A 19,325-nucleotide genomic window follows, 5' to 3' on the forward strand; every position below is an offset into this window, starting at 1 on the left:
GGAACGCTCCGGCACTGACCGGCGCGTCCTCCTTCGGCATGCCAACCCACATCGAGTCCCATATGCGCATTGCATTGCTCCAGAACAACTACCTTGTCGGCGATCTTGAAGGGAATGCCCGCAAAATTGCGGTTGCGGCCCGCAAGGCGGCCGAACAGGACGCGGATCTGTGCGTCTGTTCCGAGTTGTCGCTGCTGGGGTACCCGCCTCGGGACCTGCTGCTGAACAAAAGTTTCATCGACAAAAGCTGGGCCGTCCTGCGCAATCTCAGTCTGGAACTGCGAGATGCGCCACCTGTTCTGGCCGGTCTGGCCGAGCACAACACCCAGTCCCAGGGCCGCGCCCTGTGGAACTGCGCGGCCTTGTTGCGCAGCGGCGTGGTCGAGGCCACCTTTCACAAGACCCTGCTGCCGACATATGATGTTTTCGATGAAGACCGCTACTTTGAACCCTTCGACGCTCCGGGTTGGTTCCAGCTGCGTGGATGGCGCATCGGCGTGACCATTTGCGAGGACATCTGGAACGACAAGGATTTCTGGAAGTCCAGGCGTTACCGCTCCGATCCCGTGGAACACCTGGCCCGTCAGAACGTGCAATGCATCATCAACCTCTCAGCATCCCCGTTTCATCTGGACAAACACGCCATCCGGCTGCGCATGCTCGAGGACATGGCGAAAAAGCACCGCCTGCCCCTGGTCTATGTCAACCAGGTCGGCGGGAACGACGACCTGATTTTTGACGGCCGCAGTTGCGCCTTCGATTCCCGGGGCAAAATAATCGCCACGGCGGCCTCATTTGCCGAGGACCTGATCGTGGTCGACATCGCCGAAAATTGCAAAACATCGTCCGCATCCGACACAGATGCGCCTCCCAACGCCGCGCACGCAACCGGACTCCACTGCCTTCCCCCGGTTTGCCGCGAGGAAGAAGTCTGGAACGCCCTTGTTCTGGGATTGCGGGATTATCTGCACAAGCTCGGATTTTCCAAGGCCCTGCTCGGCGTTTCCGGAGGCATCGACTCGGCCCTGACGGCGGCCATTGCCGCCGAGGCCCTGGGACCGGACAATGTCCTGGGCGTGCTGCTGCCTTCACCGTACACCAGCCAAGCCAGCGTCGACGACGCTCTGGAGCTTGCCGCAAACCTGGGCATCTCGGATCTGACCCTGCCCATTGAAGGTCTGATGGCTGCCTTTGATCAGAGTCTGGACGCGGCTTTTGCCGGACATGACCGCGACGTGACTGAGGAAAACATCCAGGCCCGGATCCGCGGCAATCTGCTCATGGCGCTGTCCAACAAATACCGGGCCATGTTGTTGACCACGGGCAACAAATCCGAACTGGCCGTAGGCTATTGCACCATGTACGGAGACATGGCCGGCGGGCTGGGCGTCATCGCGGACGTGCCGAAGACCCTGGTCTACAGCACCTCCCGGTGGTTGAATTCCGTGCGCGGGCAGGTCATCCCGGAGCGAATCCTGACCCGCCCGCCCACGGCGGAATTGCGCCCCAATCAGACGGACCAGGACAGCCTCCCGGAATATGACATCCTGGACGCCGTTCTGGAGCGCTTTGTCCAACAACATCGCTCGGTGGAGGAGATCGTCCGGGAAGGATTTGACCCAGCGGTGGTGCACCGGGTCGTGAGCCTGATCAAGGGCGCGGAATTCAAGCGCCGCCAAGCCGCTCCCGGCCTGAAAATCACGGATGTGGCCTTCGGTTCCGGCTGGCGCATGCCCATTGCCGCACGATGGCCGGTATAGCAAGGACCTACAAGGAACGACGTGAACACGGAACTGCAGCCCGTCATTGAAGGCATTGGCCGCCATTTGTTGGGCAAACAAACGGAAATCAAGCTGGCGCTGGCCTGTCTGCTGGCCAAGGGCCATTTGCTGATCGAGGATCTTCCCGGCATGGGTAAAACCACCCTGGCCGAGGCCATGGCCCGCATCCTCGGACTGAACATGCAGCGGATTCAATTCACCAGCGACCTGCTGCCCGCGGACATTCTCGGGGTATCGATATACGACCGTAAGGACCAGAGCTTCAACTTCCTGCCCGGCCCGATCTTTTCGCAAGTCATTTTGGCCGATGAAATCAACCGGGCCACGCCGAAGACCCAAAGCGCCCTGCTGGAGGCCATGGAAGAAGGCCAAGTGACCACGGACGGTCGAACCAGACCCTTGCCCCGCCCGTTTTTCGTCATCGCCACCCAAAACCCGATGCACCAGATCGGCACGTACCCTTTGCCCGAATCTCAGCTGGACCGATTCCTGATGCGCCTGCGCCTGGGATATCCCGACTCGCGAACCGAACGAGAACTCCTGCGCATCGAAGACACCCGCGAAGCCTTGCGCGAGTCCACGGCCCTGCTCCAGCCCGAACGGCTGCTGGAGCTGCAGCAAAGCGTGATGGAAGTCCATGTGTCCGACGCTCTTTTGGACTATGTTCAGGCCCTGCTCCTCGCATCCCGGAGATCCGACAACTTCTCCACCGGCCTCTCCCCCCGGGCCGGCCGCTCCCTGCTCCGCGGCGCCCAGGCCTGGGCCTATCTTGACGACCGGGACATAGTCCTTCCGGAACACGTCCAGGCCGTGCTTCCATCCATCACCAATCACCGCTTGCGTTCTTCCTACGACGCCACCCACGAATCCGCCGAAGAACCCGCCCTCATCCTGCTCCGCACCCCCCTGCCTCACCCATGATCGCCCTGACTTCCAAACGCACCACTTCGACCAGCCACTCACCGCATGCATCGCATACTCTCCATGTCGGATGCATTGACCAGTTCCGGGCTTTTGTTTACCTCGCACTTGCGTTGATAATCTTGTATTTCATTCGTTGTTTGTACTACTCAGCTTCAGAGCCGGAAAAGGTTAGCTGTCTATTCAGCAATTCTAATCATACTCGGGATTGGTCCGGCTTGCCTTGATTTTGCGGTCTCGCATGTTTGACTGAGCCAGGATTCGTTCATCGAACCATTGCCGTACATTTGGAGCACAAAATGATGTTTATTCAAAGCAAAGGTTCGATGTTACGAAGCCGGCGAAGGAGTTTGCAAGGCCGCAAAATCAAGGCAAGACGGACCTCAGCTGAGTAGTTATCGTTGTTTTTTCTTTAAAGCAGGTATTGGCTATGAGCATTCTGATCAAAAATGTGCTGCTGGACGAATCCATCATGGACGTTCTGATCCAGGGCGAAAACATTGCCGCCATTGGACCGGAGTTGAATACGGAGGCCGCGACCGTCATTGACGGCACGGACAAGGCCATTGTCCCCTCGCTGATCAACTCCCACACCCATGCCGCCATGACCCTGCTGCGCGGTTACGCCGACGACATGGAGTTGCATACATGGTTGAACGATCACATCTGGCCCATGGAACACAAGCTGACCCGGGACGACGTGTACTGGGGCACCCGGCTGGCATGCCTGGAGATGATCAAGACCGGAACCACGTTTTTCTGCGACATGTACTGGCACATGCCCGCCGTCATCCAGGCCGTGGAGGAGATGGGGCTGCGGGCCATGCTTTCCTCGGCATTCATCGATTTCGGCGACCCCAAAAAGGCCGACAAGTTCAAGCAGCGCACCACTGATTTTTTCAACCGCCAAAATACCACCAGCAATAGGATCCAGTTCGCCCTGGGTCCCCATGCAATCTATACGGTTTCCAGGGATTCCCTGGTCTGGCTGGCCGACTTCGCCCGGGAGAGAAATCTCTTGGTCCATATCCACCTTTCAGAAACCAGTCGCGAAGTGGACGACTGCGTGGCTGCACATGGCCGAAGTCCGGTCCGCTATCTGCGGGATCTGGGTTTTCTCGGCCCCCATGTTCTGGCGGCGCATGCCATTTGGCTGGATGACGAGGAAATGGACATTCTGGCGGAACATGACGTGAAGATCGCGCACCTGCCCACGTCGAACCTGAAATTGAGTTCCGGATCATTCCCGTACCGCCGCCTGTCCAGCCGCGGCGTGTGCATCGGTCTGGGCACGGACGGATGCTCGTCAAACAACAATCTGGACATGTTCGAGGAGATGAAGTTCGCGGCCCTGGCCCGCAAAGGCCTGACCGGCAACCCCACGGCCATGCCCGCGGCCGACGCCTGGAATTGCGCTACAGCCAACGGAGCCCGGATATTCAACTTGAACGGAGGTCGCATCGCTGTCGGAAAGATCGCGGACTGTCTTCTTCTGGATCTCAACCACCCCCAGCTCGTGCCCAACTACAATCTTGTTTCCAATATCGTCTATTCCGCCAACGGCGACTGCGTGGACACCACCATCTGCGCGGGCCAAATCCTGATGCATGGGCGGACTGTTCAAGGCGAACAGGAAATCATCCGTGAATTCAAGAGCCGGATCGCCGCCTTGCTGCAACGCTGACGAGTTGCTTCTTTCATGCCCGTCCGCCCAGGTGTTCCATCTTGACTGAACCCGCCGCTTCTCCAGCACCCACTCCGACAGGACGCATCGCCCGTCATGCGTCCGTTGTCGCCGCCGGAACCACCGCCAGCCGGATTTTGGGTTTCCTGCGGGACATGACCATCGCCTTCACCCTGGGCGCCGGCATCTGGGCCGATGCGTTCTTCGTGGCCTTCCGCCTGCCCAACCTGCTGCGCCGATTGTTCGCCGAAGGTTCCCTGACCATGGCCTTCATTCCGGTCTTTTCGCGAACCAGGCAGGAAAAAGGGCTGGCCGAGGCGTTTACCCTGGCCCGGTCGGTTCTGATCTGGCTGGTGCTGATCCTGCTGGTGATATGCGCCCTGGCCATCATCTGGGCCGAACCGTTGACCAAGCTGATCGCACCGGGATTTGCCCGCGATCCGGAGATTCTTGCCGGCACCGTCACCCTGGTCCGGATCTGTTTTCCATATATTCTCTTCATTTCCGCGGTGGCTTTGTGCATGGGCGTGCTCAACTCCCTGGGTCATTTCTGGGCGCCGGCGGTGGCGCCCTGCGTTCTGAACATCGGCCTGATTATTTCCGCTTTGCTGGCCATGTTCATGGGCTGGGACGTGGCCCTGGCCATGGCCTGGGGCGTTTGCCTGTCCGGGCTGGGGCAATGGATGCTGCAACAGCCCTACCTGCGCCGTTACGGACTCTCCTGGCGCGGACCCGTGGTCATGAACCATCCCGGCGCGAAACGCATCGGCATCCTGATGGCGCCCACGGTCTTCGGTGCCGCGGTCTACCAGGTGAACATTCTCATCGGAACGCTGCTGGCATCTTTGCTGGCCACGGGCAGCATCTCCTACCTCTACTACGCGGACCGTCTGGTTCAACTACCCCTGGGCATTTTCGCCGTGGCTCTGAGCACGGCGGCCCTGCCCAGCATGTCCATGCTCGCGGCCGCCAACGACATGACGGGTTTCCGCCATACCCTGAATACGACGCTGAGCATGACCCTGTTCATTTGTCTGCCTGCCGCCGCCGGACTGGCCGGAATGAGCTTTCCGATCATCGATGCCGTCTTCGGCCGGGGCGCTTTCGGCGAGGAAGCCGTCAGGGCCACGGCCTGGGCTTTGGTGGGCTACAGCAGCGGACTGCCCGCCTTTGCCTGCGTCCGACCGTTGATCTCCGCGTTCTACGCCATGGAGGACACCCGCTCGCCGGTCCTTGTGGCCGCGATCTGCCTGGCGGTCAACGTGGCCTTGAGCTTGATCCTGATGCAGTATATGGCACACGTGGGATTGGCCGTGGCCGCCGCACTTTCCTCCTGGGCCAACGTCCTTTTGCTGGGAATCATCCTGCGCCGCAAGATTGGTGCATGGCTGGACATCGGACCGCAAACGTTTCGCATGACCCTGCTCAGCGCCGGGCTGGGCCTGAGCGCGCTGGCTGCTTCCACGCTGGGCAAAACCGCCCTGCTGTGCATCCCGATCCTGGCGTGCCTTTACGCTTTGACCGCCCTGAAATGGAACATCGCCGAGGCCCGGATGACGCGGGACCTTTTGTTCACGCTTCGGCAAAAGTACCGCCGATAAAATCCGGCACTTCCGCATGTCTTTTTTGAACCTTAACCAGACCGACAACAACCATGCCTGAATTCATTCCCCTGTCCTTTGCCGGCTATGACTGGCGTCGTCCCGAACTTCAACCGGACCTGGTCACGGCGCCGCCATACGACGTGCTGTCCCCGGAACAACGCGATGAGCTGGCCGCGAAAAGCCCCTACAACCTGGTCCATGTCGACATGCCCCGCAGTTACGCCCAGGCCGGAGAAATTCTGACGCAGTGGGTGAGCCAGGGCGTCATCCGCAAAAAGGATGAGCCGGAGTTCGCCGCTCTGGCCTCGCGGTACGTTCTCCAGGGCCGGGAGTATGTCCGTTGGGGATTCATGGGCGGACTGCGCCTGGCTTCCTGGGGCAAGGAAGGCGTCTATCCGCACGAACAGACGTATCCCAAAGCCAAAACCGACCGTCTGGAACTGATGCGCGCCACCAATGCCCAGCTCAGTCCCATCTTCGGCATCTTCGACCACCAGGACAGTCAATTGCAAACCATCTGCGACCTGTTGAACGACCAACCTCCCACGGCCACGATGGTGACCGAAGACGAAGTGGAACACCGTCTCTGGTCCGTGCCAAGGGAATACAACGAGGTCATCCGTCAGGCCCTGGAAAACACGCCGGTCTACATCGCGGACGGGCATCACCGCTACGAAACGGCCCTGCATTTTGCCCAGCACCATGCCGGGCCGGCGCTTGAACCGGGAACCATGGGGCATCGTCCGGCGGATTACGTCTTTGCCTGTCTGTGCAACATCGCCACTCCGGGAGTGGAAATTCTGCCCTACCACCGGATGGTGCGCGGTTCGCGGAACCATTCCTGGCCGGACGTTCTGCAGCAAGCCGAAACATGGTTTCATATCCGTCAGGCCGGCACATCAAACGATCTGGAGCAGTCCATCCTGCCCTCGGCCAGCCTGTTGACTCTGCCTGACAAGATGTGGTTGTTGGAATTAAAACCTGAATTTATCGCCCAATGCGACCCATTGTTTCAGGATGTCGGAGCCTATGTCCTGGACACGTTCCTCTTCCGCAAATCCCTGGGGTTGACGGAGGAGGATCTGAGCGGCGGCGGACATCTGGCCTACACGCCGTTCATCGACCACGCGGTTGCCAGCGTTGTATACGGAGAGTCCCAGGCCGCCCTGCTGCTCAAAGCCGTGGACATGAACGTTCTGCGCCGGGTCTCCGAGTCAGGCCGGGTCATGCCCCGCAAATCGACCTTCTTTTATCCGAAGCTTCCCGGCGGATTATTGTTTCATCTTTTAGGTTGATTCCATTGCCGGTTTTCGGATAAGTCCCTGAGGCTACAACCTTTCGGCAAATCCTTGGATTGAGCGAATGGGTCGGACAGCCGTTCACCGGAGCCGAGACATCAGACATGGACAACATACAATCCGAAATCCCTCTGGTGCTGATCATCGACGATGATCCCACCAATCGCCTGGTTCTTGAACGGATTCTGTCCACCTCGGGCTTCGCGACAATCCAGGCCGAGGCGGGGGACGTGGGCAGATCCAAGGCCCTGGAACGGAAACCGGACATCATCCTTCTCGACATCATGATGCCCGGCGAAAGTGGTTTCGATACCCTTTGCCGGCTCAAGAAAGACCCGCTAACTGCCGCAATTCCTGTCATTTTTCTGTCCGCGCTGGACGATATCAACTCCAAGGTCAAGGGGTTCGAGCTGGGCGCGGTGGATTACGTGACCAAGCCCTTCGAGCCGCCGGAAATCCTGGCCAGGGTGCGGACCAACCTGAAAGTCGTTCAAGCCTACCGGGTCGTCATTGCTGAACAAGCAGAGCGTTTGCGCCAAGTCAAAGAGGCCCAGCAATCCATGCTCACCCGGCCGGAAGAGCTTCCCGACGCGAAATTCGCCGTACTCTTCGAACCAATCCTGGAAGCCGGAGGGGACTACTATGACGTCTTCCCGGTCAGCGGCGGGTTCGGCTACGTGGTCGCGGACATCAGCGGACATGACCTGAAAGCCTCCTTCATCACATCCGGCTTCAAGGCTCTGCTGCGCCAGAATTCCGGACCTCTTTTCACTCCCGCGGAAACACTGACCAACATCAACAATGTTCTGCACAACGTTTTACCCGCTGGAAAATTTCTGACCGCCGCCTATGCCGTGATCAACAGCAAGCGCAATCATCTCACTGTGCTCTCCGCCGGGCATCCGCCGCCCATTTTCCTCGGCGTCAACGGAGAAGTTGAAATCCTGCGGGCGGAAGGAGACATCCTCGGTCCCTTCCCGCACATTCATCTTTCCCCAGTTTCACGGAATTTGGCCAAAGGCGATCGAATATTTCTGTACACGGACGGCCTGTCGGACATTTCCAACAGCAAGGACAACACTACCTGCGATGACAGACGTTTGTTGATCCAGGCCTGCGAAGAATGCCGTACACTCCCTCTGGAACAATGCCCTCGTCATATTCGGGACAGGATATCCAAGGGAGCGAAAAGCCTGGACGACGTGCTGCTTCTGGCCGTGGAGGCATAACGGTGCAGATTCAGAAACAAACCGTTGACGGCATCCAGGTTTCCTTTCCCTCGAAACTTTGCGAGGTAAATCAGGCCTGCGACCTGCTCCAGGGGTTTCTGGACAAAAGAAAGAATGTCTCCGACCTGTTCCTGATTCTCCTCGCCCTGCGCGAGGCGTTCACCAATGCAGTCATCCATGGAAATAAAAAAAATACCGAATTGCTGGTCTCCGCCATTGTGGAGATCCACGACGATCAGTTGGTGGCGGTCATCAGGGACCAGGGGCCCGGATTTGCCTGGCGCTCGCATACTTGGGAGCTGCCCAACCCCAAAAGCGAATCCGGAAGAGGTCTGGCCATTATTCAGAGCTGTTTTGAGAACATCGAGTTCAATACTTCCGGAAACGAAATCACCTTACGCAAGCAACTTGGAAACTATTCAGCAAATTCTAATCGTACACGGGGTTGGTCCGGCTTGCCTTGATTTTGCCGTCTCGCATGTTTGACTGAGCCAGGATTCGTTCATCGAACCATTGCCGTACATTTGGAGCACAAAATGATGTTTATTCAAAGCAATGGTTCGATGTTACGAAGCCGGCGAAGGAGTTTGCGAGGCCGCAAAATCAAGGCAAGCCGGACCTCAGCTGAGTAGTTACGCAACTTGAATCATCAGGAGCCACGGATATGCTGCAGACAACCAAGGACGGCTCGAAAACCCTGGTCCGAATTACCGAGGACATGGTCGGATCCCGGATCGACGACTTACGGATGCAACTTCAAGAAGTCGTCAAGGCCGGCGGAATTGAAATGGTCATCGACCTTGAGGACGTGAAGATCGTTGATTCCCTGGGCATGGGTTTGCTGGTGGCGACCCACAACTCCCTCAAAACCAAGGACGGCAGTCTGACGCTGATCAACGTCAATCCGAACATCTATAATATTCTGACCATCATGCGCCTGGACAAACACTTTTCCATTCACAAGGCCGTGTAAGAACCACGACGAGGAGTTGCCCATGTCCGACGATCTCATGGCCGCATTCATTGAGGACTCCAAGGAACATCTGGAGAGCATCGAGGCGGACATCATGGCGCTTGAGAATCTGTCAGGCGCGTACGACGAGGAATTGATCAACCGCATCTTCCGGACAGCGCATTCCATCAAGGGTGCTGCCGGCTTTTTCGGGCTTGATGCCATCGGCTCCCTGTCGCACAAGCTGGAAAACGCCCTGCATCTGATGCGTGACCAAAAGCTGCGGACGGACCGACAGACTTGCCAGATCCTGCTGGAAGGGTTTGATCAGCTCAGCGCCATGATCAACGATCCCGAGCAGAGCAAAAGCATGCACACCGACCCGATTTTATTAAACATCCAGGCGTTGCTCACGCCCGAGACCAAGATCAGTACGGAAACGGCGCTGATCCTGCCGTCCCCCCAGGGACATTCCATTTTCGATGTCGACATGTTCACCCTCGACCAGGGTCTCAAAGGCGGTAAGTATCTTTATCATATCGAATTTGATCTCATCCATGACATTCATCGCAAGGACAGAACGCCCTACGAGATTATCAAAACCTTGCAGGACAGCGGGCTGATCCTGGACTGCAAGATTGACTTCGAAGCCACGGGCACGCTGGAGAACGGCTTTGCTCAGATGATACCCTTGAACGTTCTTTTTGCTTCCATCATCGACCCGGATGTCATCGGCATGCTGCTCGATGTGCCGGGGGAGAAAATCAGGGAACTGGACAAATCCATGTTTCATCGCCGACTTGGCGCCGCCGACAATGACCAGCCCGGCATAGTGACATCCCAACCCGGTACCTCCCTGAAACATTCCTTGGCCGTATGCTCTGAAGCGAATTGCACCGTGCTTATCCTGTCGGAAAAATTCGATCTTTCCAAGGTGGAACGCTTCCGTGAATCCCTGGTCGACGCTCTGCGCCAATCCGCGCATCTGTGTCTGGACATGAGCGAAACCAGGCACATGGATGCGGCGGCGGTTCAGGTTGTCGCCTCCGCACTGAAGACGTGCATATCCCGAAACGGCAGTTTGTGCCTGACGCCGCCACCTTCGGAAACGCTGCGGGAACAATTCCAAGGCCTGGGTTTCGCCTGGCTGCTGGAGCGTGCCACATGAACAAGAAATTCCAAATTTTTATCGAAGAATGTCAAGAGCTTTTGACAGAACTGGAAAGCGCATTGCTGGAACAGGAGGCGGCATCGGACAACATTGACATGGTGCACCGGATCTTCCGGGCTCTGCACACCATCAAAGGCTCCGCTGCAATGCTCGGCCTGGAAGACGTTCGCGAACTGACCAACGACCTGGAGACTCTCTTTGACCTGGTCCGTTCCGGACAGATGGCATTGACTCCGGAGTTGGTCACGCTTTCCTTTACTTACAAGGACCTCCTGACCGAGTACCTTGGTAATCCGGAGAACGGGCTGCCCGCCGACAAATCCGCACTGGTCCTGCGAAATTTAAGCAACATGATGGGAAACACAAATATCCCTCATAAATGCGGCTCCCGCGGCTCCAGTGAAGAACCACGGCTCCGTCACGAAGAATCCGGGGCGGTTTCGAGCTTGTATCACCTGCGCTATTTCCCCAAGAACAAGCCATATGCGGCCCTGGATCCACTGGATTTTCTCGGACAGCTCCATACCCTCGGCAACTGCGAAATCCATGCGTCGCCTGCTCAAATCCCCCTTTTGGACGTCCTGGATCCCTTGTCGTGCAGCACCTGCTGGGATGTGATCCTGCACACGGACGCTGATGAGGATTCCATCCGCGACCTGTTCCTGTTTTTGGACAACCCCGAGGAGATCTCCCGATTCGGGCTGATCGACGAAGCCGAAGCGGCCATGATCCGCCAGGAATTTGCCCGCGAATCCAGCGCACTTCAATCCGCCTCCGTTGAAGCGCCGGGGCAGCCCAAGGCAGCGTCGCCCGAGCCCGCACCTGATAACGCGAATGAAACCTCGTCTGAAGATCTGCCTTTGACTCTTCCGGAAACCGAATCAAGGCCCTCGCAACCGGCCCCGACGCCAATTCGGACGGCCAAAGATCCGCAAGCCGCGAGCACGAAACAGGCCGTGCCCGCGGGCGGGACCAGGATCGAGGAAATCGCTTCCATCCGGGTCAGCGCCAACAAACTGGACGACATGGTCGACCTGGTAGGCCAGCTGGTGATTGTTCAGGCGCGACTAAAACAGATCGAAACCGATCTCCACAACCCTCTGCTCACCTCGGTCAGTGAGGAAATCGAACGTTTGAGCAGCGACCTGCGTGAGCGAACGCTGTCCCTGCGGATGCTCCCCATCGGCTCGACCTTCAATCGATTCCGCCGCCTTGTCAGGGATCTTTCTTCGGAGCTGGGCAAGGAGATCGAACTGAAAACCTTTGGTGCGGAAACCGAACTGGACAAGACGGTCATTGAAAAACTCAGCGACCCTCTGGTGCATATCCTGCGCAACAGCATCGACCACGGCATAGAATCAGCCGCGGCCCGTCAGTCCCAGGGCAAGCCTTCCAAAGGAGTCATCACTCTGTCCGCCATGCAAAGCGCCGGGCAGGTCCGAATCGTTATTCAGGACGACGGAGGTGGAATCGACCCTGAGAAAATCTACGCCAAGGCCGTGGAACGCGGTCTGGCACGAGCGGACGTCCGTCCCTCTGACCGGGACATCCTGCAGCTCATCTTCGCGCCAGGTTTCTCCACGGCCGAAAAAGTCACCTCGGTTTCCGGACGCGGGGTGGGCATGGACGTGGTCAAGCGCTCCCTGGAATCCCTGAAGGGCACCGTGGAGATCGACAGCCGGCCGGGAAACGGCACCACCATCACCATCGGCCTTCCCCTGACTCTGGCCATCATCGAAGGCCTCCTGGTGCTGATGGCCGATGAGTATTACGTGATCCCGCTGTCCGATGTTCTGGAGTGCGTGGAAATCCAGCGCGGTGATGATGAGCGGGAGCGCATTGCCAAGGCCTTCGACATCCGGGGGGAACTGCTGCCCTGTCTGATTTTGCGCAACTGGTACGACTTCGACTCCATGGCGCCGGAAATTGAACAGGTTGTCGTGGTTCAGGCCGGAAACCGCCGGGTGGGACTGGTGGTGGACAGCATTGTCGGGCAGCTGCAAACCGTGATCAAGGGATTGGGCCGCGTCTTCAGCGGCATGAAAGGCCTTTCCGGAGCCACGATCATGGGTAATGGAGACATGGCGCTGATTCTGGACATCAACTCCCTGGTGAACGAACTGGAAAAACACTCCTCGGATTCGTTCATCCAAATCCCGCGGCATTGCCCTTGCGTCCTGATACATCAGGATCGCAATCGAAATCGCAATCGAAATCGGTATCGAAGTCGAATTCGAATCGAAAAAACAAACAGATAATGAAACTATTGCGATACCGATTGGGATTGGGGATTTCGATTGTGATTGCGTTTGCGATTTCGATTTCGATTTCGATTTCGATTGCGACTTCGATTGCGACTGGGAGCACGAATCAATACGGATTTGTTTCTGGTCTTATCCGTTGACTTCAGCGTGATCAACCCTACCGTTTCTTGAGCAATTGTCGAGACAACGGCAACAGATCACTCAAGGAGGACTGAACGTGGAAATCAGCAAACTCACCGGCAGCAAGGAAGAAAGAAGGGCAAAGGTGATCGAGGTTCTGAACAAGGCCCGGTCCATGGAACTGCACGCCATTTCCCAGTACATGAACCAGCATTACGGGCTGGACGACATGGACTACGGCGAACTGGCGGCCAACCAAAAATTGATCGCCATTGACGAAATGCGCCACGCCGAAATGTTCGCGGAACGCATCAAGGAACTGGGAGGCGAACCCACCACGGATCTGGCGCAAAAGCCCCAATTGAACCAGGACGTGGCGACCATGTTCACGTTTGACGCCGACCTGGAAGACAATACCGTCGACGTTTACAACCAGTTCCTTCTGGTTTGTCGGGAGAACGGCGACAGCGTCAGCGTGAAGCTCTTCGAGCAGATCATCGACGAGGAACAGGTCCACTTCAACCACTTCGACAACGTGGCTGACCACATCAAGAACCTGGGCGACGTCTATCTCTCCAAACTCGCCGGCACCTCCGCCTCCACGGGCGGCTACGGCAAGGGATTCAGCCTGAACCAGAGTTCGGTCTGATTCTTCCAAAGCGGCTCAGGCCGCTTTTTTTTATATGATTCCGTATTGGCGTCGGTGTGTGGAGGTGTGTCGCGCGAGTGTTTTTATAAAGGGGCTTCCTTTTTACTATCGCCCTTTGCGGCTTATTCGGAACCATCTGTCGCGGATGTGACGTGGTAGGAATATTCCTCCAAACGCACGGTCAGGTCGTGCAAAGCGCGGTCCAGTGCATCCTCCACTTCCCGCTTTTTCTGCCCGCCCAAGGAAAAGACGAACTTCAGTTTCGGGTTTTCATCGAAAAGACCGGAACGAGCTTTGACATGAATGTCCGGGTATCGTTTCTGGAACCATTCCAGATGCGGGGCCAGGACGGATTCGTCGTTGCAGCCGATCCAGAGGGCGTGCTGGGCAAAGGCCTGTTCCGGAAAGATCTTGGCCAGGAAAGGCTGCAGGGAAGTTTGGAAGATTTGTTGGAGTTCGCCGGGAACGCCCGGAAAACACACAACGCTCCTGCCCTCACGTTCCACCAGGACGCCTGGGGCCGTGCCGGCTGGATTGCGCAAGGCTATCGCCCCCCGGGGAAGCATGGCCATCTTTTCGCGGGCGGGGTTCAATCCGCCCTGCTCCACGGAGCCTCGGGCCGCAAGAGCGTCAAAACCTTGCCGAACCATCTCCCTGGCCTTGGCATGCATTTCCAGCGGCAGGCCAAGGCCCTTGGCCACGGCGCCCAGGGTCAGGTCGTCCATGGTCGGTCCCAGGCCGCCGCTGACGAACAGTACGTCCGGAGCCTTGCCCACTGTTCTGTTCAAGGCTTCCTGGACTTCCTGGGCGATGACGTCCATGTCGTCCGGCAGGATGCTCACCCTGGCCACCACGCCGCCCAGCTTCATCACCCGTGAGATCAGCCAGTAGCTGTTGCCGTCCTGGATGGAGCCGTCGAGGAGTTCATTGCCGATGGACAGGATCTCCGCGACCCCCGGCCTGACTGTATTGGTATCATCGATCATGCGATCCTCCACGGCATTATTTCGGAACTCTGTATCGCAATCGAAATCGCAATCGCAATCGAAATCGGTAAGTTTTCCGTTATCTCCGGAATTCCGTCACCCTACGTTCGAGTTCAATTCGATTGCGATTGCGATTTCAGTGAGATACCAATAGAGCTTTGTGTCAGCGCTGTGTCTGTATCAAGTTGAATTACATAAGTTATGTTTCAAGAGGCTATGTCTGCTGTTCCAGCGAGGCATACGCTCGCCTGATGGTTTCTGTCAGCTCCTTGAAGTCGGCGGGTTTCTGGAGACAGGCAAAAGCGCCCATGTCCATGCAGGCTTGAAATTTTGCCGGATCCCCCATGCCGGAGAGAATGATTACCGGAATTTTCGGGTGGCCCTTTTGGATCATCCGCAGAACTTCCTCGCCACTTATCTCGGGCATCTTCAGATCCAGAATCACCACTTCCGGCTCATCCTCCTCCACCAGCTCCAGTGCTTCTTCGCCGCTGGTCACCACGGCCACTCCCATTTCCCGCATCTTCAACCTTTCGGAGAGCCGTGCGGCAAAGTCCATTTCATCGTCCACGACCAAAACCTTGGATGGATTCTCGAAGTCGTACGGCCGATAGACGTCGGTCTGGAACATGTCCGAACCCAACTGGACCTCAACTTCCCTGTCAGGGACGATGTCGCGAACAATTTCCAGCAGTTCCTCTTCCAGGCGTTCCGGACGAACGATGTTCTTGTCCACGCGCAGCACGATCTTTCCTGATTTGATCTCCACCTTGAGCACATGGCCCTTGACCGCCAGGGCGGCTTCAATCCGTGCGATGAGTACAAATTCCTCAACAGCCTGCATCGACTCCACCGTGGGCAGGGTCACGGACCGCCGGGCTCGGTCCTGGATCAACTCCACGGCATTTTCCACGGACATGTTGTCCATGGAGATCAGGATATCGCTGGGCGAAGTCTGCGTGGGGTTTTTCCAGTTCAGATATTCGGTCCAGCGCGTGACGGATGCGTCCTCCTGGTCCAGCAGCTTGGACAGAGCTTTGGGTTCAAGATCATGGACTTGGCGTGCTCTGTCCATGCGAAAGGCCGTGTCCGCGGTCAGGCTAACCTGCAAGACATGGGTGACGGTCCTGGGAACGAGGTACCCGCCCAGCCCCAGGATGAGCTGATCGTCCTCAAGCAGGCGGGCGGCCAGGACTGCCTTGTAGCAGCTGACACAGCGCTCCCTGTCCCTGGTGAATACGTTGAAGACCGAAGGCTTGCCGAACAAGGCCTGATAGAATTTGTTTTCCTTGATGGAGTACTTCGCGGAGGCTTCGGCAATGATTTCCCTGTCCTCAACAATTCTCAAGGACAGCGCGGCGGCCAAGGCCCTGGCGACTTCCTCTTCCCGGCAATATGCGGCGCTGACAAGTGTGATGATTGGCATGAGCGCCTCACTCCACGGTTAAAAGACAAGGTTGAGCATTACCAGGGACACGACAAGAAAGAGTATGGTCATGATCGATCCGGCACGCAAGAAGTCGGCGTTGCGATACCCGCCGGGCCCCATGATCAGGGCGTTGACCTGATGGGTTGGAATCAGGAAGGAATTGGAGGTGCTGATGGCCACGGTCAGGGCGAACATCGCCGGGTCCGCGCCGCTCAGCACCGCAATATTTATGGCCAGGGGCACCAGCAGGACCGTCGCCCCAACATTGGACATCAGCAGAGTGAATACCGTGCCCAGAACCGCGATAGCCGCCTGAAGCACCCAGACCGGCACATCACCCAGCAGGTTCAGGGTCTGCAGGGCGATCCAGGCGGCTGTGCCCGTGGTTTCAACGGCCATGCCCAGGGGGATCAGGCTGGCCAGCAGGAAGACGGATTGCCAGCTGACGCTTTTATAGGCTTCATCCATGGTCAACACCCCGCTGACGATCATGGCTATGGCTCCCCCCATCAGGGAAACAGCGAGGCGCAAATCGCTGAACAAGACCAGCAGCACGGTGATCAGGGAAATGATCACGGCATGGGGAAGCTTTTCGTGCAGGATAACCTCGTGAGGGAAATTCGATGTGACCACGACAAAGTCCTGGTTCTTCTCCAATGCGGCCAGATCTTCCCAGAGGCTGTGCAGGACGAGCGTATCCCCGGGCTGCAGGGGCAGATCCCGCAGGTTGCCGCGGATGACCTGCCCCGCCCTGTTGACGGCCAAAACGCTTGCTCCGTGGGTCTTGCGCATCCGGATGTCCAGCAAGGTCTTGCCGATGATGTTCGAGCGCGGCGGGATGACCACTTCCGAAACGCCGGCCTGGGACGCGGAGAGAACATCAGCGAAATGCCGGAGCATTCCGGAACACTGCAGATCCAGTTCCTGGCACGCTTCGCCGATGTCTTTCCGGCTGCCGAGCAGTCCCAGTTCCGCCCCGGCCTGGATAACGATGTCGCTGGCCGGAGAGATGCGCAGATCCCGATCCTGATACAGACCGATCACCACGACGTTGTTCCCGAAGAGGCTTTCCGCCTCGGCCACGGTTTTGCCGTCCATCAGGCTGCCGGGATAGACATGGACCTCGAAGATGTCCCCTTCCAGGCCGTAGAGTCGGCGAAAATACTCAACAGTTGAGAAATCCTGGCCGCTGCCCCCTTTCTTGGACGGCAGGACGTATTTTCCCAGAAGCGCAAAATACGCGATGCCGGCCATAATCAGGGCAATGCCCACGGGCATGACGGCGAAAAGACCGAAGGTGGCCATGGGCGGTACGCCTTCGGGCAGCATCGGGTTGGCGTTGATGATCAGGTCGTTGAGCAGAATCAACGGGCTGGAGCCGATCATGGACAGGGTACCGCCCAGGATGGCGCAGAAGCCCATGGGCATCAGCAGGCGGGACATGGGCAGTCCAGTCCGCAGGGAAATGCGCTTGATCACGGACATGAACAGAGCAGCGGCGCCGATGTTCTGCATAAAACCGGAAACCACGCCCACTGTTCCGGAGATGATCGGCATGACGCGTCCTTCGGTCTGGCCGCCGAACCGCAGGATGACCGAGGCCAGTTTGTTCATCAATCCCGTCTTTTCCAGGGCCTTGCCCAGGATGATCACGGCGATAATGGCGATCACGGCATTGCTGGCGAATCCACTGAACAGCAATTCACCAGGAACCAGGGTCGGCACCCCCGGCAGCAGTCCCATGAGTCCCAGAATCATCATCACGGAAACCGCGGCCACGTCCACCCGAACGATCTCGGTGATGAACAAGACCACGGTCAACCCCAGAATGCCGAGCACCCAGAGCATCTCCGGCGTCAAAGGAATGATTTCATGCATGGCTGATCCTGCGTGGCCATCAGGCGGAGCATTCAGCTTCAACTGCTCGTCCGCTTTACCGATGGCATGGTTTTCGATTACGTTATACCGCAACTTGCCTGGGGACGCTTCCTGAATAAGCTTGATAGACCCAAAATCATATTCGTTGCAACTGTGGCCTGTTCGCGGCAGTTCATGGCCGCGTGTGATACCATGTTCAGCAATATCTCGGCATGCCGAAAACCTTCCAGGAGATCATTTGATGCCCGTTCTCGTCGTCAACGTCGATCATGTCGCCACCTTGCGCCAGGCCCGCATGGGCCGGGAACCCGATCCGGTCACCGCGGCTCATCTGGCCGAACTGGGCGGAGCCCACGGAATCATCGTTCACTTGCGGGAGGACCGGCGCCATATCCAGGACCGCGATCTCGCCCTGCTCAAAGAGACCGTACAGACCAACCTGCACCTGGAAATGGGCGCTACCGAGGAAATGCACGCCATTGCCCTGGCCACACGACCGCACATGGTCTGCTTGGTTCCGGAGAAACGCGAAGAACTGACTACCGAAGGCGGACTGAACCTGGTGGGCCGGGAGGCGGAACTCAAGGACTATCTCGCGGATTTTCATGCAACCGGAACCATCTCCAGCCTGTTCATCGATGCGGACCCGGAGCAGATCAGTGCCGCCCAGGCCATCGGTGCGGAATACATCGAGATCCACACCGGTCACTTCGCTGCCGCGGAAAGCCGGGAAGCTCGGGAAAGCGAGCTGCAAAAGATCCTGGCTGGCATCCGTCAGGCCCAGGAACTGGGATTGAAGGTCAACCTCGGTCACGGCCTGAATTATACCAACGTGCTGGCCTTCGCCCATGTTCCCGGCATTCGGGAATACTCCATCGGCCACAGCATCATGGCCAGGGCCATCCATGTCGGCCTGCACAAAGCCGTGCGGGATATGGCGGACATCATCCAGACCTTTGTCCGTTGAGGATTCTTAATGGCGATTCTGGGCCTGGGGCTGGACGTGGTGGAGCTCGAACGAATTCGACGGATCTGGAACCGCTTCGGCCAGGGCTTTGCCAGGCGCATTCTCACGGAATGTGAACTCCTGCACCTGCCAAACCAGGCCGTTCCCTATCTGGCCTCGCGCTTTGCGGCCAAGGAGGCCGCGGTCAAGGCCCTGGGCACCGGGTTCAGCCAGGGCATCACCTTTCAGCAGGTGGAAGTCGTGACCCTTCCCACCGGCCAACCGACCCTGGTGCTACATGCCAACGCCGAGATCCAGGCCCGATGTCTGGGCTCGACCCGCACCCACGTCAGCCTGACCCATGGCCGGGACACGGCCGCGGCCGTGGTCATCCTGGAGAGTTAGGAGGAAAT

At 57.9% G+C, this 19,325-nt stretch carries 16 protein-coding genes; 13 read left to right on the forward strand and 3 right to left on the reverse strand.

Annotated elements, in window-relative coordinates:
- Window positions 1–62 precede the first annotated feature (62 nt).
- The 11 genes from BLP93_RS10325 (at window position 63) to BLP93_RS10375 (ending at window position 13,673) form a co-directional block, all read left to right on the forward strand.
- Window positions 63–1,760, forward strand: a complete 1,698-nt coding sequence (locus tag BLP93_RS10325; protein WP_092121022.1) for an NAD+ synthase — start codon at window positions 63–65, stop codon at window positions 1,758–1,760.
- A 21-nt stretch (window positions 1,761–1,781) separates the two neighbouring features.
- Window positions 1,782–2,702 (forward strand): AAA family ATPase, encoded by a 921-nt coding sequence (locus BLP93_RS10330; protein WP_092121025.1) that lies wholly within the window; start codon window positions 1,782–1,784, stop codon window positions 2,700–2,702.
- Window positions 2,703–3,132: 430 nt separating this feature from the next.
- Entirely contained in the window at window positions 3,133–4,386 is a 1,254-nt protein-coding gene (locus BLP93_RS10335) for an amidohydrolase (protein WP_092121027.1), read from the forward strand.
- Window positions 4,387–4,427: 41 nt separating this feature from the next.
- Window positions 4,428–5,987 carry a murein biosynthesis integral membrane protein MurJ gene (murJ, locus tag BLP93_RS10340; RefSeq protein WP_092121029.1) on the forward strand — a complete coding sequence of 520 codons (1,560 nt, stop codon included), beginning with the start codon at window positions 4,428–4,430 and terminating at the stop codon, window positions 5,985–5,987.
- Window positions 5,988–6,040: 53 nt separating this feature from the next.
- Window positions 6,041–7,285 (forward strand): DUF1015 family protein, encoded by a 1,245-nt coding sequence (locus BLP93_RS10345; protein ID WP_092121031.1) that lies wholly within the window; start codon window positions 6,041–6,043, stop codon window positions 7,283–7,285.
- A 107-nt stretch (window positions 7,286–7,392) separates the two neighbouring features.
- Window positions 7,393–8,517 (forward strand): PP2C family protein-serine/threonine phosphatase, encoded by a 1,125-nt coding sequence (locus tag BLP93_RS10350; RefSeq protein ID WP_092121033.1) that lies wholly within the window; start codon window positions 7,393–7,395, stop codon window positions 8,515–8,517.
- A 2-nt stretch (window positions 8,518–8,519) separates the two neighbouring features.
- Entirely contained in the window at window positions 8,520–8,981 is a 462-nt protein-coding gene (locus BLP93_RS10355) for an ATP-binding protein (protein ID WP_161946286.1), read from the forward strand.
- Window positions 8,982–9,181: 200 nt separating this feature from the next.
- Window positions 9,182–9,490, forward strand: a complete 309-nt coding sequence (locus tag BLP93_RS10360; RefSeq protein ID WP_092121039.1) for an STAS domain-containing protein — start codon at window positions 9,182–9,184, stop codon at window positions 9,488–9,490.
- A 22-nt stretch (window positions 9,491–9,512) separates the two neighbouring features.
- Window positions 9,513–10,637, forward strand: a complete 1,125-nt coding sequence (locus BLP93_RS10365; protein ID WP_092121042.1) for an Hpt domain-containing protein — start codon at window positions 9,513–9,515, stop codon at window positions 10,635–10,637.
- A complete protein-coding gene (locus BLP93_RS10370; RefSeq protein ID WP_092121045.1) occupies window positions 10,634–12,898 on the forward strand; it encodes a chemotaxis protein CheA in 2,265 nt (754 codons plus the stop codon). Before BLP93_RS10365 ends, BLP93_RS10370 begins: the two co-directional genes overlap by 4 nt.
- 223 nt (window positions 12,899–13,121) lie before the next feature.
- Window positions 13,122–13,673, forward strand: a complete 552-nt coding sequence (locus BLP93_RS10375; RefSeq protein ID WP_279615057.1) for a ferritin-like domain-containing protein — start codon at window positions 13,122–13,124, stop codon at window positions 13,671–13,673.
- 122 nt (window positions 13,674–13,795) lie between these two features.
- Here the strand turns inward: BLP93_RS10375 and BLP93_RS10380 are convergent, their stop codons facing one another.
- The 3 genes from BLP93_RS10380 to BLP93_RS10390 form a co-directional block, all read right to left on the reverse strand.
- On the reverse strand, window positions 13,796–14,659 hold the full coding sequence (locus tag BLP93_RS10380) for a competence/damage-inducible protein A (protein WP_092121048.1): 864 nt from the start codon (window positions 14,657–14,659) through the stop codon (window positions 13,796–13,798).
- 214 nt (window positions 14,660–14,873) lie between these two features.
- The gene (locus BLP93_RS10385; RefSeq protein ID WP_092121051.1) at window positions 14,874–16,085 is read right to left on the reverse strand and encodes a response regulator; all 1,212 of its coding nucleotides are present in this window, start codon (window positions 16,083–16,085) and stop codon (window positions 14,874–14,876) included.
- An 18-nt stretch (window positions 16,086–16,103) separates the two neighbouring features.
- Window positions 16,104–17,966, reverse strand: a complete 1,863-nt coding sequence (locus BLP93_RS10390; RefSeq protein WP_092121054.1) for an SLC13 family permease — start codon at window positions 17,964–17,966, stop codon at window positions 16,104–16,106.
- 241 nt (window positions 17,967–18,207) lie between these two features.
- Here BLP93_RS10390 and BLP93_RS10395 point away from each other — a divergent pair, with 241 nt between their 5' ends.
- Together BLP93_RS10395 and BLP93_RS10400 are read left to right on the forward strand one after the other, a co-directional pair.
- Window positions 18,208–18,933, forward strand: a complete 726-nt coding sequence (locus BLP93_RS10395; RefSeq protein WP_092121057.1) for a pyridoxine 5'-phosphate synthase — start codon at window positions 18,208–18,210, stop codon at window positions 18,931–18,933.
- A gap of 9 nt (window positions 18,934–18,942) precedes the next feature.
- Window positions 18,943–19,317 (forward strand): holo-[acyl-carrier-protein] synthase, encoded by a 375-nt coding sequence (locus BLP93_RS10400; RefSeq protein WP_092121060.1) that lies wholly within the window; start codon window positions 18,943–18,945, stop codon window positions 19,315–19,317.
- The last annotated feature ends 8 nt before the right edge of the window (window positions 19,318–19,325 follow it).

The sequence above is a fragment of the Desulfonatronum thiosulfatophilum genome, from assembly GCF_900104215.1.
Lineage (GTDB): Bacteria > Desulfobacterota > Desulfovibrionia > Desulfovibrionales > Desulfonatronaceae > Desulfonatronum > Desulfonatronum thiosulfatophilum.